The sequence below is a fragment of the Rhodococcus sp. YH1 genome, assembly GCF_009939605.1.
Taxonomy (GTDB): Bacteria; Actinomycetota; Actinomycetes; order Mycobacteriales; family Mycobacteriaceae; genus Rhodococcus; species Rhodococcus aetherivorans.
Window position 1 is genome coordinate 1 of record NZ_WVTE01000120.1, and the last position, 13299, is coordinate 13299.

A 13299-nucleotide genomic window follows, 5' to 3' on the forward strand; every position below is an offset into this window, starting at 1 on the left:
TCTCGTATCCGAAGGTGTCGAAGCCGACGCGGCCACCCTGTTCGGCGATCCAGGTGTCGCGCGTCTTCTCGGCGTTCACGCCGTCGTCGGCGTGCCCGAACAGCACGCGGTCCAGCGGGAGGCCCTCTTCGTTGAAGATGGTGATGGCGTTCTCGGCGTCGATCGCCAGGTGGGTCAGGATCGGCACGCCGGTGCTCAGCGCGGCGCAAGCGGCAGCACGGTAGATGCGCTTGTCCAGCTCCGTCATCCGGCCACCACGGCTCACCCCGACCTTGATGACGCCGGCGCGGCTGCCGGTGTCGCCGATGCCGACGGTGATCTCGTGCACGAACTGCCGGGTCAGGTAGTCCACGCTCGCCCGTTCGAAGAACGGCAGGGCGGTGTCGCCGCCGACGAATCCGGTGCAGGCGATGATGTTCACGCCGGTCTTGGCGGACAGCGACTTGTAGTAGTCGATGTCACGGCCGTTGCAGATGCCGGTGACGTCGACGAAGGTGCCGCCCCCGTATTCGTGGAACCTGCGCAGCTTCGGGACGGTCTCCTCGTAGCGCTCCTCGGGGGTCTTCCACCATCGGGTGTCCAGTTCGGAGCCGGGCATGCCGTATCCGATGTGTTCGTGGATGGCGACGATGCCCAGTTCCTCGGTCGCGATCGGACCCAGAACGGTGTTCACTCTCGACACAACAACTCCCCTTCGGGAAAATCTCTTCGGCGGTTTCGGGTGGGGCGTCAGCGCACGGCCAGCAGGTCGCGCGGGTTGCCGGTGAGGATGCGCTGGATGTCCTCGTCGCCGAGGCCCTGCGCGGCGAGCAGGGGAACGAACGTCGAGAGCACGTAGCTGAACGGCAGGTCGCGGCCGGGCCGGCCCGTGTCTCCGCCGGGTTCGCCCTTCGACACGCCGGTCGCGTTGCACGAGAGCAGGATTCGGTTTCCGTGCCCGGCCTCGATCAGTTCGCGGATCACGGCGGCGCGCTCCTCGTCGGTGACGTGGATGTCGTCGGCCGTGCCCACGTGGTCGAGGGCGACGAAGGCTCCGCGGCGAGCGATCTCGAGCGGTGCGCCGGCGGCGATCGCGTCCTTGCGGTCGAGACCGCCGACGACGACGCGGTCCGCCGGCAGCTTCTCGGCCAGGACGATCCCGAGGTCGTGGACTGCGTCGTTCCCGTAGCGGATCGAGGCCGCGACTCCCGTAGCGAGGGCGGTGCGGGCCGCGCCGCGGAACAGGCTCTCCTCGGTGGCGGTCATACCGTCGGGATCCGCGGCGGTGGTCACCAGGCCTGCGGCGCCGCGGCGCTCGACGCGGGGAACCACCATGCCCTCGGTGATCTCCCTGGTGAACAGGTCGGCGAACTTCTCCGCGGGCCACGGGGTGGGCGGGTTGGTCTGCGGCGTGAGGAAGTAGCCGCCGAGCAGGTTCTCCGGGCCCATGCCGGTGGACGCGACGATGTGCACGCCTGTCGTGCGGGAGAGTGCCTCGTACAGCTTCACGTCGCGACCGTGGAACATGCCGGTGCTGTCGACGATCGTCCGTCCGCCGTGTTCACGGAAATCGGTCAGCTTCGCGGCCAGGGTCTCGAAGATCTCGGCGCGGTCCAGGGTGATGTCGAATGCGTGCTCCGCGCCCGGAACCACCGACAACAGCGCCTCGTGAACCGAGACAACCCCCAACTCGTCGGCGGGAACGGGGCCGAGGACGGTATGGACGGTGTTGCCCTCGGCAGTGTGGGCGCCAGTCATCGGCACTTCCTTTCGTCAGCGTCGCGTCAGCACGACGTGGTGCGTATCACAGTAGGCGTTCGCATTACATCATGTCAAGTAACGATGCATATCGACATGTGACTGTGCTGACAAGTCAGTGGCTGTACTGCGGCTAGAATCCGAGCCCATGTCGCTCCGTGCCGCACAGAAGCAGATGACCTACGAGCTCTTCCTCACGAAGGCACTCGAGCTGTTCGGAACCAAGGGCTACGCCGCGACCACGATCGACGACATCGCCACCGCCGCCGGCTCGACCCGGACCACCTTCTACCTGCACTTCGCGTCCAAGGCCGAGGTGATGAGCGCACTGCTGACGAAGGTCGACGCGATCCTCACGACGGCCGACGACCCCACGCTGACCGCAGTGGTCGCCTCCGGCTCGCGCGACCGGATCCAGGAGTGGCTGGACCGCAAGTTCTCGCAGTGGGACGAGATCAAGCCCTACCTCACCGCGTCCTACCAGGCCGCCCATGAGCCGGACGTCGCGGCCAGGACCGAGCAGTGGTTCGAGGACGCGGTCGGCCAGATGACCGAGGGGCTGAACCTGGCGAACCGATTCCCGCCGGACCGTCGCCGGATCCGCTGCGTGCTCGCGTTCGGCCAGCTCGAGTACCTCTCGCGCCGCTACTTCTCGGTCGGCTGGCGGACCCCGCGCGAGATCTGTCTCGACGAACTCACCGGTTCCTGGTGCCACCTGCTCGCATCGGACGACTGAGGCTCAGCATCGGCACGAGGAAGTCCGTCCCCGACGATCACCCGTCACGGGCCGCCCGGGACGTCGGTGCCGCCGGCTCGAAGGCGGACGCGTCGACCAGGATCCCCCGCAACCAGCCGATGAACTCCTGATCTGCCAGGCGCGGGTTCCACACCATGTCGACACCCAACGGAGAGACCGGCAGCGGGAACTCCTCGATGCGGAGGTTCACCCGTTCCCGCATCGCGACAGCGACCCGGAAGGTGTGTACCGCCACCCCACCGGCCGTTGCCACCAGATGCGGGATGAGCAGGTGGTCCGAGATCAATTGCCCGATCCGGTAATGGACGCCGTGCGCGTCCATCGCGGCGTACGGTGCCACCCGGTGCCGGGAGTCGTAGGTGACGTGGGGCAGCGAGGTGAGCAGGTCCAGCGCAGACGCCTCGGGATCGCTGTCCGGGTGGGCGATGACCACCCAGCGGTTCTCGTAGAGCCGGTGGCGCGGGTACGGCGAGGAGAACGCCTCGGACACGAGTACGACGTCCACCCCGTCGTCGGTGAAGTCGCTCGGATGCGGCTCGACGAAGTTGCGCATCCGGAGGGTCGCATTCGGTGCCCGCTCGGCGATCAGTCGCGCCAGATTCGGCCCGACCACGAAGGCGGTGCTGGTGGTCATCGCCACCGTGATGGTGCGGCTGTCGCGAGCGGGATCGAAGCCCGGGAAGTCCACCACCCGCGCGGTCTGCCGCAGCACGTCACGCAGCGGAGCGATCAGTTCCAGGGCGCGCGGGGTGAGCACCAGGCCGCTCCCCTGCCGCATCACCAGGTCGTCGCCGATCAGCCGGCGCATCCGGCCCAGGGCATGGCTCATCGCGGGCTGGGTCATGCCCACCCGGGCCGCGGCGCGGGTGACGGACCCCTCCTCGAGCAGTGCCAGCAGCGGCACCAGCAGGTTGAGGTTGACCGAGGCGAGCCGTCCCAGGTCCGGATCGCTCGGGTGGTCGAGCGGTTGGTTCATCCACACGAACTCTACGTATCCGTCGGCCGACCCCGCGGCGACAGTCGAAACTGCGGCGTCAGTCGAAACTGCGGCGTCAGTCGATACTGCGGTGTCACGCGTCGACCGAGGCCATGCGGCGCAGCTTCGGGATCGGGATCCGGTGATTGACGGCCACCGCGACGCCGCGTCCGTCGTCGTCGTGCGTCCAGCGCATCACCGACGGTCCGTGCGGGCTGTCACCGATGAGGAACTCGGGTTCCCCGGCCGCCGGCAGGTGGCCGGTCGCCTTGAGGTTCAACCCGAACTGCTCGGTCCAGAAGTACGGATCGAGGTCGAGTTCGGGCGCGGCGTCGCCGGCCAGGAGCGCGACGGCCGCGACCTTGGCCTGCTCGATCGCGCTGCTCCACAGCGGAATCCGGCGCACACCTCCACGCGTCGGGATCGCCGCGACGTCCCCGGCCGCGACGATGCCGGGCGCGACTCGCCCGCGCGAGTCCGCCTCGAGGCGGCCGTCGACCATCAGTCCGCTGGTGGCCAGCCACTCCGTGTTGGGAATGTCGCCGATCGCGGTGACGATCAGGTCGGCCTCGACCCGTGAGCCGTCGCTCAGGACCACGGCACGCGCGCCGTCGATTCCTGCGGCGGTACCGTCGACCAGTTTCAGCCCCTGGGCGACCGCAGCCGCGGTGAACGCTTCGGACAGGCACGGCCCCAGATGCGGGAGCATCGGCCTACCGTCGGCCACCAGCGTGACCTCGCATCCCGCCGACAGCGCCGCGGACGCGATCTCCATGCCCAGTGGGCCGGCGCCGACGACCACGACAGACGGCCGCGCCGCCAGCCGCTCCCGCAACGCGAGGGCATCGTCGAGGGTGCGCAAGGTCAGCTCCGGGCTGTCGGGACCACCGAGGCGCCGGGCCCGGGAACCCGTCGCGATCACCAGTCCGTCGAAGCTCAGCTCCGATCCGTCGGCGAGACTCACGCGGCGGGACTCGACGTCGAGGCCGACCGCTGCGACCCCGAGCACCTCGGTGGCCTCGTGCGTGGGCGGGGCCAGTTCGTGGGAACCACCGTCGACCAGGAGCGCCTTCGAGAGCGCGGGCCGCGAATAGGCCGCCCGCGGTTCGTCCCCGACGATGGTCAGGTCGCCGTCGAAACCCGCGGCGCGCAGGCTGTCACAGGCCGTCTGGCCGGCAATCCCGTTGCCGACGACCACGATTCGTCGGGGAGCTTCGGTGCCGTTCATGTCGGTGCCGTTCATGTGGGTTCCGTTCCTGCGGCTGTCGGTGTCAGGCCAGTTTGAGGGCGGCCACGGGGCAGACCCGGACGGCGGCACCTGCGGCGGCGAGTTCGGTGCTGCCCTCGGGGAGCTCGCCGACGTCGATGATCAGTTCGCCCTCGTCGTCGAGGTGCATCAGTGCGGGAGCGACCTCTTCGCACAGTCCGTGGCCTTCGCAACGGGGCCTGTCGAGCACGATCTTCATGCGGGGACCACCTTCAGGATCTCGAGTTCGTCGATGGAACGGGTGATGTTGCTGGGCACGCGAACCGGCTCGGCGGCCACGAGCCGCTGCGCGTGATTCGCCAGTGCCGCGATGACGGCGTGAGCTTCGAGACGGGCCAGACCCTGACCGGCGCAGCCGTGCGGACCGTAACCGAAGGACAGATGGTCGACCGGGTTCCGTTCGACCAGGAAGGCGTCCGGGTTCTCGTAGTGCCTCGGGTCGCGGTTGCCCGCACCGAAGAGGATCGCCACCTGGGATCCGGCCGGCACCAGGGTGCCGTCGATCTCCACGTCCTCGGTGACCGAGCGGCCCCAGGCATGGATCGGAGCCCAGAATCGAAGTGCCTCGTTGAAGGCCGCCGGCACCAGGGCGGGATTCCGGCGGACCAGGTCGAACTGGTCGGGGAAGGCCGAGAAGAGCGCGACGATGTTGCCGAGCGCGGTGATCGTGGTGTCCACCCCCGCACCGAGGTACTGGTGGATGATGTGGCCGGCGGTGTCGGGGGGAATGACGCCCCGGGCCTCGGCATCGAAGATCCCGCGACCCACCGACCCCGGTGCCAGATCCTCGGCCCGGACCCCGGCGCACCATTCGTAGAGTTCACCCGCGATCGGGAAGTTCTCGGCCGTCCGCTGGTTCATCGGGCCGATGACCTCGATCGCGGCCTGTCCCCAGCGCAGCATGTTGTCGCGCGCCGCGCCGGTGAAGCCGATCAGGTCGGCGACGACCTCGAGCGGAAAGGCGCGGGCCAGCGCATCGATGGCCTCGAACGATCCCTCGGCCACCAGGTCCGCGACCAGCGCATCGGCCTTGGCCTCGATCTGGCCCTTGAGTCCCCGCAGCGCCCGCGGGGTGAGGTTCTCGGTGAGCGCCGCGCGCAGTTCGGTGTGGATCGGCGGGTCGGAGGCCAGGGACGTGCCTCGGAGCGCCTCGTTGACCATCGGGTTGAAGCCGATCGTCCGGGACGAGAAGGTGCCGGGGTCGGCCAGGGCGTCGCGGATGACGTCGTACCGGGTGAGGGCATAGACGTCGTTGGCGGGCAGATGCACCACCGCGCCGAGATCGCGGAGTTCGGCGTACGTCGGATAGGGGTCGGTCAGGACCTCGTCGGCGAAGAGGTCGATGTCGGAACTCGCGGGAGTGCTGCTGGTCATGCACCCATTGAAGTGACTCCACTCACATAAATCCAACTCATATTGTGCATACGATTACATGCACATAGTTCATGTGATGTCCCGCGGTCTTCGGGGGTACCGCCGGTAGGAGATGGCGTTGAGGCGGGGACGGCCGCCTCTACGACCGGATGAACCGGCCGATGACGGTGGCGACCATGGCGGGATCGGTCTTGTGGGCCATGTGGGCATGCCCTTCGAGCATCTGGATCCGGGCGTCGGGAATTGCACCCGCTGCGCGGTGAGTTGCCTCGTTCAGCCGAGAAGGGCTTTCGGTGCCCGCCGGCAGGAGCGTCGGGGCCGCGATCCCGTCGAACCGGCCGGGCCGATACACCCAGCCCTCCTCGGCTCTGCACGCCCTGGACACGGTGGGCGCAGCGGCGAGGAGGGCCGGCCATTGCGGACCCGATCGCATTGTGTCGCATTCCTCTTCGGTCAACTCCAGGATCTCGACGAGGATTGCACGGATCGCTGTTTCCATGTCGCCGGCAGCCACCGCCTCCTCGATCGCATCGATCAAACCCGCGGGATAGACCATCCCCAGGCTCGGCTCGTAGAGCACGAGGTGATCGACGTTGCGCGCGAGGGCAGCTCCGCCCATCGCGCAGTTGGCCCCGTAGGAGTGACCCCATACCGCGACAGTCCCGCCGGTGCGGGCCACGACGGCATCCACGACCGCGGCCACGTCCTCGAAATCACGCTCGATGGCGTAGCCCGGTGTGTCGCCGCTCGCAACGAAGCCTCGGCGGTCCATCGCGAACGTGGTGACGTCGGCGTGCAGCTCGTCCACCAAGGGGCCGAACGTGGTGTGGTCGCGGAGGGACCCGTGCACCATGACGAGCGGCGGCCCGTCGCCGTCGACCCACACGGCCAGCGGTGTCCCATCGGTGGATCGAACGTCGAATCGGGTTGCTCTGCCCTCGGCAGCCCTCAGGTGACTCATGACCGTCTCACCTGCCGCCCTGTGCGGCTGCCGTGCGCCGGTCGAGCTCGGTGGCGAACGACGACGCGGCGTCGGCGAATTCGTCGGGCCGCTCGGCGTAGGTGACGTGGCCGCTGCCCTCCAGCTCGACGAAGCGAGCGTCGGGAAGGGCCGCGGCCAGTTGACGGGCGATCGACCGCAGCGACGGGTGGCTTTCGCTTCCGGCGACGACGAGCGCGAGCACTGTCACGGCGGCCAGGTCCCCGGCCGTGACCTCGAGCGACGGGGACCGCAGGTCGGTGAAGCCGATGTCGGCGTTGGCTCGATAGCGGTTCCTTCGCTCGTCGTCGATCATCGACCACAGCCCCGGGCAGACGACGGAGAAGAACGCGTCGACCCCGGCGGCCGGTCCGCCGGCGGCGGTGGCCTGCTCGACGCGGGGCACCACGTCGCGGAGGACGACCCGGCCGGCAACCGGATCGAGGCTGAACAGCGGCGGCTCGCTGAACACCGCGCCGCGGAGCAGGTGACCGTGGCGCAACGCGACCTCGACGGCGACGGCGGCGCCGCTGCTCGATCCCACCAGCAGGCAAGGGGCAAGTTCCAGGGCTTCGATCAGGGCGGCGGCGTCGTCCGCGTGCAGGGAGTCGCTGATCGTGGCGTCGCCGCGGGAACTTCGGCTGTGGCCCCGGCGGTCGTAGCGCACGCACGTGTAGCGGTCCGACAACCGCCGTGCCTGGTCTGCCCAGACCTCGGCGTCGCCGCACATACCGTGCACGAACAGGATCCCCCGCCCTGACCCCGTGCGCTCGAAATAGATTCTGGCGTCGTTGATGTCGATCGTGGGCACGGCTTCCTCCCTCGTCTTCGGTCCCTGTCGGAGAGTGTGAACCGGTCGCCGCCGGCGCACATCGGGCGTTCGCCCCATTTCCGACGCCGGTCAGGGTGAGAGGAGGCCGTGCTCCATCGCGAACAGCGTCGCGCCCGCTCGCGTGGTGACCCCGGCCTTGGTGTAGATGTGTTCGATGTGGTGTCCCACCGTCTTGGGCGAGATGACGAGGGCGCTCGCCACTTCCTTGTTGGTGCGGCCGCGGGCGATGAGCGCCAGCACGTCGACCTCGCGCTCGGTGAGACCCGCGGGACGGGAGACCCGCGGCGGGCGGCTCACCTGACCGGCAGCATCGAGCACCGCGTCGACCTCGACCCGGGTGAAGCGGCCCGCGTCGACCTCGTCGAGCAGCTGCGACGCCGCCTCGGCCGGGGTGAGCGCCGGCCGGTGCGGCCGGTTCTCGGTCATCGCGTGGTAGGCATCGGCGGCGCCCAGCAGCCGGGCACCAAGGCCGAGCTGGTCTCCCGAGGCCCCGCGGTGGTAACCGGAGCCGTCGGCTCGCTCGTGGTGGCGTGCCGCCAGGTCGGCGAGGGGGGCCAGCAGCGCGCAGCGGTGCAGGACCCGCTCGCCGAGGTAGGGGTGCAGCCGAACCCGTTCCCACTGCTCGGCGCTGAGCGGACCCCGGCGATCCCAGATCCCGTTGGGGATACCGACACGTCCGACGTCGTGGACCAGTCCGGCTCGGCCCAGCGTCGTCGCGTCGGCAGTGGCAAGGCCGGCAGCTTCGGCGGCGGCAACGGCCAGCCGCGAGACCCCGGTGGAGTGGCCTCGAAGGTACGGCGACTTCAGATCGGCGAAATCGGCCACCGCGGTCAGAGCCACGTCGAGGTTGCCCGACTCGATCGTCAGGGCCGGTGCCGGCTCGGCATCGAGGACCGCCGCGCACGGGTCGTCACCGATTCCGGCGAGCCAGTGTTCACCGTCGGCGACCACGGCGTCGACCACGGCCGGGTCGTACGCGCGGCCCCGGCGGTGCAACAGCACGTCGGTGGCTGCCGCCCAGCCCGCCCGGCGCGCCCACAGCTCGGCGTCTCGGGCGACCGTCACGATCCGCACCGCCACCGGCACCTCGTCGGCCGCCAGGCCGGCCGGATAGCCCTTGCCGTCCCAGCGCTCGTACGCATGCGCGAGCGACCGACGGACGGATTCGGCCATCCCGAGGCGGGTTGCCAGGCGGGCGCCCGCCTCGCAATGTTGCGACAGGCTGCGCCGATTCATGTCCGGGTCGCTCAGTGCCCGCACAATCCGCCCCACGCGGCGGTGCGACGGGAGATCGTGCGCCAGATGGCGGACGAAATAGCGCACACCTTCACCGGGCTCGGCCATCAGCATCGGCGCCATCGCCGCGTCGAATGCGATGTCGTCGCCGCCGGCCAGTACCGCGGTCTCCGACGCATCCGACGTGCATCCCAGAAACCGAAGCAGCGCAACGTAGTACACGCAGGACCGCGCCGGCGCAGCCAGCCCGAGTGCCTCCGACGCGGCCAGTGACAGCCAGCACGTACGCAACCCGTGCTCCATCGGTTGCCCCGTGCCCAGATCCGTCGCCAACGACAACGCAATCGTCAACTCCGCCACGCGTCCGGACCGGGCATGGTCGCTCACAACCACCACTATCCCAGCCGGAACTCCCTGGTAGTCGCGATTCGACCGTCGATCCTGCGGCGGTCCGCGGGTCGGCCCGTCTCGTGAGGCAGGTTCGGGGACATGACGCTTCTTCCTGGCGGATTCGCCTCGACCGAAGCGGGTTGCCGCGCGACGGGTCAGTCGCGCAGGAATTCGAGGACGGATTCCGTCCGGCCGAGGATCGCGTGCCCGGCCTCGGGTAGCACCTCGACGGTCGCGTGCGGGAGGCACCGGTGCACGCGGTCGGCGGTGCCCTCGGAGTCGAACAGGACGTCGCGGCCACCGACGATCACGAGCGCGGGCATGGTCAGCCGCCGCAGCGCGTCGTCGGAGAACACGGGCAACCGCTCCGTACGCGGCTTGAAGTGAGCGAACGTCAGCACCACCTCGTCGAGGACCGGACGCGTCTCGGGAGTGTCCAGGCCGGTGACGACGGCCGCCGAACGGAGTGCCCCCCGGCGCCCGAAAAGACGCAGGAACATCGCCTTGACCAGCCAGCCCATCCGCTGCCGGCCCAGGCCACCGGGGCACAGCAGGACCAGCCGCGGCACCCGTTCCGGGCGCCGGGTGGCGTAGTCCACCGCCATCCAGCCGCCGAGGGACACGCCGACGATCGCAGCGCTCGTGACCCCCAGACCTTCGCGCACGTCATCGAGCCACAGCGCGTACGCATCGGAGGCCAGGGGCGGCCGGGACGGCGCGCTCTCCCCCGGTTCACCGACGAGGTCGACGGCGTAGGTTCGGAAATGCCGCGCCCAGGAGCCGATGTCGTCGCGCCACATCGTCGCGTTCGCTCCCGAGCCGTGCAGCAGCAGCACGGGCGGCGCGTCGTCCGGACCGGAGACGAGCACGAAGGTCTCCCCCTGGCGGGTGGGTACCCGCACATGCTCGGCCGGAATCGGCCAGTCCCGCAGGGCATCACGATAGCGCCGCCGGACCTCGCGGGCGCCGGCCTCGGACGTGTAGATCGTGGTCATGACTCGAGCACCCCGTCGATGTAGTCGAACAGCCGGGCGGTGTCGGCCAGCCCGCCGAGGATGACGATCTTCATCCTCGCCCTCCTCTCGTCGTACACCGTCTCGATCCGCAGCGGCTCGTCGCCCGAACGGCGGTTGCCCGCCGCGCTCGTCACGAGAGTGGTCAGGCGGTGGGCCGTCTCGGCGCCGACCGCGTCGATCTCCACGATGCTCGACACGTCGGTGTGCCGCCGGCGTCCGGCCGACTCGCGCGACGACGGCGGCATCGGGCGGCCGGTGAAGGCCTCGAGGTCCTGCTGCGCGATGCGGTACTGCTTGCCGATGCGGACCGCGGGGAGCCGCCCGGAGCGCACGTAGTTGCGGACGGTGCGCACGTGCAGACCCAGGCTTTCGGCCACCTCGTCCACCGAATAGAGACGTTCACTCACATAAATACCCTAAACTTCCCTCCCTATCCGTGCAATAGGGATATTCAAGTGCGTATGAGGAACCTCCCTCGCTCCTCGCCTCCCGGCCCTTTCTGCCCTCGTCGCACACCGGCGGGCACGGGGAGTTCACTACGGCCGGTCCGGGTAGCACCCCACCGTCAGCCCCACCGTCGCGGCGAGATAGCTGCCGAACGAGATGGAGGAGCCGTCCGCGGCGAACATCCGGATCTGGAGCCCGGTCTCGACCGGCAGCGACCGGGCACCGCGGAAACCGGTGCCCGCCAACGATTCCTCGAACACCCGCGCCGCCCGCTCCAGCTGCCCCGGCGGCACCGGCCGATCGGAGAGGTGGATCGGGAGGAACACCGTGGTGCCCGCCGATCCGTCGGGCAGCTCGCAGTAGGCCGTCGTGGCCGGGTCCGATTGCCGGAACTGCATCTCCGGGAAAGCGTCCGACAGAGCGGCCATCGCGTCGCGCTGGACCCGGGTGTAGTACTCGACGGCACCGGCGCGGTCCGCCGCCACCGGCTCGGGCACGGCGACGGGGACCGGTCCGCCCCCGCACCCCGCAAGCGACAGGGCCAGCACCGGCACACCGACGCGCAGAACCTTCATCGCACCACTCGCTCCGGGAGGCCGCCGACGACCGCGGCGACGTTGTACAGGCTCATCGTTCCGTCGCTCAGGTACTCGCTGTGCCCGGTCGAGCCGAGCCGCGGCCGGCCGGACGCGTCCGCCCCGGCGTCGCTCGACAGGTGGGTCACGCCGTCGAGGAAACTCGGATCGCCGTCGAACGTGCCGACGTCACCGACCGGGTCGCGGTCGGCCTCCACGAGGTACGTCGCGCCCGGCGGCACACCGAGTTCGGCGACGTCGTCGGTGCCGATTCCCGGGGCGCCGAGGAACACGGCGGCGTCCACCCCGACACCCTGCTGCAGCGCCAGGCCGGTGGCGAGCGCACCGTAGGAGTGACCGACGGCGGTGACGTGCGGGTCCCGCTCGGCGTACAGACCGTCGAGAAAGCCGGCGAGCCGCGGGGCGGCACGAACCGCCGCGAGGTCCGACACCGGGCTCAGCTCGGTGCGGGCGAGGCCCCAGCCCCATTGCGGCACCTGGTAGTTCAGCCACGTCACGGCGGCGACCGACTCGGCGGCACGGCCGGCCTCCTGCAGGTGGCGCATGGCCTCCTCCCGCAGCGCCGCCATCCGGGTGTCGTACCCGGCGAGGTTGCCCTGCACCGTGGAGCCGGCGCCGGGGGTGAACACGGTGACGTGGTCGGCGGTGTCGACGTCCCCGACCGCCACCGCGGCCATCGCTTCCCGGCCCGACAGATCGAGGCCCAGCAGCCGCCGGTCCTCGCGGGCCAGCGTCGTCTCGATGGCGTCGAGCGCGGCGATCTTGTTGCGGGTCTGGGCGAGTCCGGCGTCGGCGTTGCTCGCCAGTCCGCCGAGCGGATCGGCGTCGAGCTGGGCCTGCAATCGGGCGGCGACCTCCTCGAGCCGGCGCCGTTCCCCCGCCACTTGCGCGCGGTTGGCCAGGTCGCGGACCGCGGCCGGCACGCCGTCGAGGTTGCCGATCAGCTCGGGTGCCAGGGTGACGACCTTCGTGCGCTCGCCGTGGTCGAGTCCGGCCCACCACGCGGCCACCTGGGCCGCCGCCGTCCCGGGCGCCGGCACCGCCGGGGTGGACGCGGGCGCAGCGCGCACGCACCCGAAACCGAGCGGACGCGAAGGGCTTTGGTCCGGCACCCGGCCGAGGTCGGCTGCGGCCCGCCGATCCAGCGTCTCGGCCCGGTCGAGGACCGCACGGATGCGGGCCTGTGCCTCGTGCCGCTCCGGGTCGGTACCCGGTCCGCCCGCGACGGTTCCGTCGTCCCGCACGGTCAACGCCCGGTCCCGCGCCCAGCGGGTCGCGTCGTCGAGTTCCGCGCGCAGTGCCCGCAGCCGCGGCGCGCACCACGCCGCGCAGCGGCTCACCTCCCGATACGCGTCGGACCGTCGCACGATCCCGCCGGTGACGTCATCGAGCCGCTGCTCGGCGGCCGCGTGCGCGAGCCCCGACCACTGTCCGTCGAACCGTCCCGACGCGGTGATCTGCGCGCCGATCCGCTCGAGTTCCCCCGCATGCCGGTCCAGCACCGCGCCGAGACCGTCCAGCGCATCCGGGTCCCACCGCTGCAACTGCCGAAGATCCATTCGATCCACCCCCTCGGCGCGGCAGCGTAATCCGCTGCGCGCCTGCCGCGGCGGGATGCACTGCCGCCGGCGTGAAACTGTGGAAGAACGGGCCGGTTGTGGACAACTCACGTCCGGAGACGAGGGTCCCGGT

At 70.3% G+C, this 13299-nt stretch carries 14 protein-coding genes; 1 reads left to right on the plus strand and 13 read right to left on the minus strand.

What is annotated here, in order from left to right:
• Together AIIKEEIJ_RS11100 and AIIKEEIJ_RS11105 are read right to left on the minus strand one after the other, a co-directional pair.
• On the minus strand, positions 1–682 hold a 682-nt coding region (locus AIIKEEIJ_RS11100; protein WP_161995650.1), incomplete at its 3' end, for a phosphotriesterase.
• Positions 683–729: 47 nt separating this feature from the next.
• Complete coding sequence (locus AIIKEEIJ_RS11105; protein ID WP_161995651.1) at positions 730–1737, minus strand: phosphotriesterase; 1008 nt, start codon at positions 1735–1737, stop codon at positions 730–732.
• Positions 1738–1885: 148 nt separating this feature from the next.
• Between AIIKEEIJ_RS11105 and AIIKEEIJ_RS11110 the strand changes: the two genes are divergently transcribed.
• On the plus strand, positions 1886–2473 hold the full coding sequence (locus tag AIIKEEIJ_RS11110) for a TetR/AcrR family transcriptional regulator (RefSeq protein WP_161995652.1): 588 nt from the start codon (positions 1886–1888) through the stop codon (positions 2471–2473).
• A 37-nt stretch (positions 2474–2510) separates the two neighbouring features.
• Here AIIKEEIJ_RS11110 and AIIKEEIJ_RS11115 read toward each other — a convergent pair whose 3' ends face one another.
• The 11 genes from AIIKEEIJ_RS11115 to AIIKEEIJ_RS11165 form a co-directional block, all read right to left on the minus strand.
• Positions 2511–3470: a LysR family transcriptional regulator gene (locus AIIKEEIJ_RS11115; protein ID WP_044476072.1), complete on the minus strand. Its 960-nt coding sequence runs from the start codon at positions 3468–3470 to the stop codon at positions 2511–2513.
• Between the two features lie 94 nt (positions 3471–3564).
• The gene (locus AIIKEEIJ_RS11120; protein ID WP_161995653.1) at positions 3565–4713 is read right to left on the minus strand and encodes an FAD-dependent oxidoreductase; all 1149 of its coding nucleotides are present in this window, start codon (positions 4711–4713) and stop codon (positions 3565–3567) included.
• A 28-nt stretch (positions 4714–4741) separates the two neighbouring features.
• A complete protein-coding gene (locus AIIKEEIJ_RS11125; protein WP_050034893.1) occupies positions 4742–4936 on the minus strand; it encodes a ferredoxin in 195 nt (64 codons plus the stop codon).
• Positions 4933–6111 (minus strand): cytochrome P450, encoded by a 1179-nt coding sequence (locus AIIKEEIJ_RS11130; protein ID WP_161995654.1) that lies wholly within the window; start codon positions 6109–6111, stop codon positions 4933–4935. Before AIIKEEIJ_RS11130 ends, AIIKEEIJ_RS11125 begins: the two co-directional genes overlap by 4 nt.
• 139 nt (positions 6112–6250) lie before the next feature.
• Positions 6251–7072 carry an alpha/beta fold hydrolase gene (locus AIIKEEIJ_RS11135; RefSeq protein WP_161995655.1) on the minus strand — a complete coding sequence of 274 codons (822 nt, stop codon included), beginning with the start codon at positions 7070–7072 and terminating at the stop codon, positions 6251–6253.
• Between the two features lie 7 nt (positions 7073–7079).
• Positions 7080–7901, minus strand: coding sequence for an alpha/beta fold hydrolase (locus tag AIIKEEIJ_RS11140; protein WP_161995656.1), 822 nt, complete (start codon positions 7899–7901; stop codon positions 7080–7082).
• 90 nt (positions 7902–7991) lie between these two features.
• Positions 7992–9545, minus strand: a complete 1554-nt coding sequence (locus AIIKEEIJ_RS33660; protein WP_161995657.1) for an HD domain-containing phosphohydrolase — start codon at positions 9543–9545, stop codon at positions 7992–7994.
• Between the two features lie 158 nt (positions 9546–9703).
• The gene (locus AIIKEEIJ_RS11150) at positions 9704–10543 is read right to left on the minus strand and encodes an alpha/beta fold hydrolase (protein WP_161995658.1); all 840 of its coding nucleotides are present in this window, start codon (positions 10541–10543) and stop codon (positions 9704–9706) included.
• A complete protein-coding gene (locus AIIKEEIJ_RS11155; RefSeq protein ID WP_161995659.1) occupies positions 10540–10971 on the minus strand; it encodes a helix-turn-helix domain-containing protein in 432 nt (143 codons plus the stop codon). The genes AIIKEEIJ_RS11150 and AIIKEEIJ_RS11155 overlap by 4 nt, the downstream gene beginning before the upstream one ends.
• A gap of 129 nt (positions 10972–11100) precedes the next feature.
• Entirely contained in the window at positions 11101–11586 is a 486-nt protein-coding gene (locus AIIKEEIJ_RS11160; protein WP_202916886.1) for an LppA family lipoprotein, read from the minus strand.
• Complete coding sequence (locus AIIKEEIJ_RS11165; protein WP_161995660.1) at positions 11583–13166, minus strand: alpha/beta hydrolase; 1584 nt, start codon at positions 13164–13166, stop codon at positions 11583–11585. Before AIIKEEIJ_RS11165 ends, AIIKEEIJ_RS11160 begins: the two co-directional genes overlap by 4 nt.
• Positions 13167–13299: the final 133 nt, after the last annotated feature.

Excerpts from the sequence above, each read along its gene's own strand:
- AIIKEEIJ_RS11105 (WP_161995651.1), bottom strand. The coding sequence starts at position 1,737 with ATGACTGGCGCCCACACTGCCGAGGGCAACACCGTCCATACCGTCCTC.
- AIIKEEIJ_RS11110 (WP_161995652.1), top strand. The coding sequence starts at position 1,886 with ATGTCGCTCCGTGCCGCACAGAAGCAGATGACCTACGAGCTCTTCCTC.
- AIIKEEIJ_RS11115 (WP_044476072.1), bottom strand. The coding sequence starts at position 3,470 with ATGAACCAACCGCTCGACCACCCGAGCGATCCGGACCTGGGACGGCTC.
- AIIKEEIJ_RS11120 (WP_161995653.1), bottom strand. The coding sequence starts at position 4,713 with ATGAACGGCACCGACATGAACGGCACCGAAGCTCCCCGACGAATCGTG.
- AIIKEEIJ_RS11125 (WP_050034893.1), bottom strand. The coding sequence starts at position 4,936 with ATGAAGATCGTGCTCGACAGGCCCCGTTGCGAAGGCCACGGACTGTGC.
- AIIKEEIJ_RS11130 (WP_161995654.1), bottom strand. The coding sequence starts at position 6,111 with ATGACCAGCAGCACTCCCGCGAGTTCCGACATCGACCTCTTCGCCGAC.
- AIIKEEIJ_RS11135 (WP_161995655.1), bottom strand. The coding sequence starts at position 7,072 with ATGAGTCACCTGAGGGCTGCCGAGGGCAGAGCAACCCGATTCGACGTT.
- AIIKEEIJ_RS11150 (WP_161995658.1), bottom strand. The coding sequence starts at position 10,543 with ATGACCACGATCTACACGTCCGAGGCCGGCGCCCGCGAGGTCCGGCGG.
- AIIKEEIJ_RS11160 (WP_202916886.1), bottom strand. The coding sequence starts at position 11,586 with ATGAAGGTTCTGCGCGTCGGTGTGCCGGTGCTGGCCCTGTCGCTTGCG.
- AIIKEEIJ_RS11165 (WP_161995660.1), bottom strand. The coding sequence starts at position 13,166 with ATGGATCTTCGGCAGTTGCAGCGGTGGGACCCGGATGCGCTGGACGGT.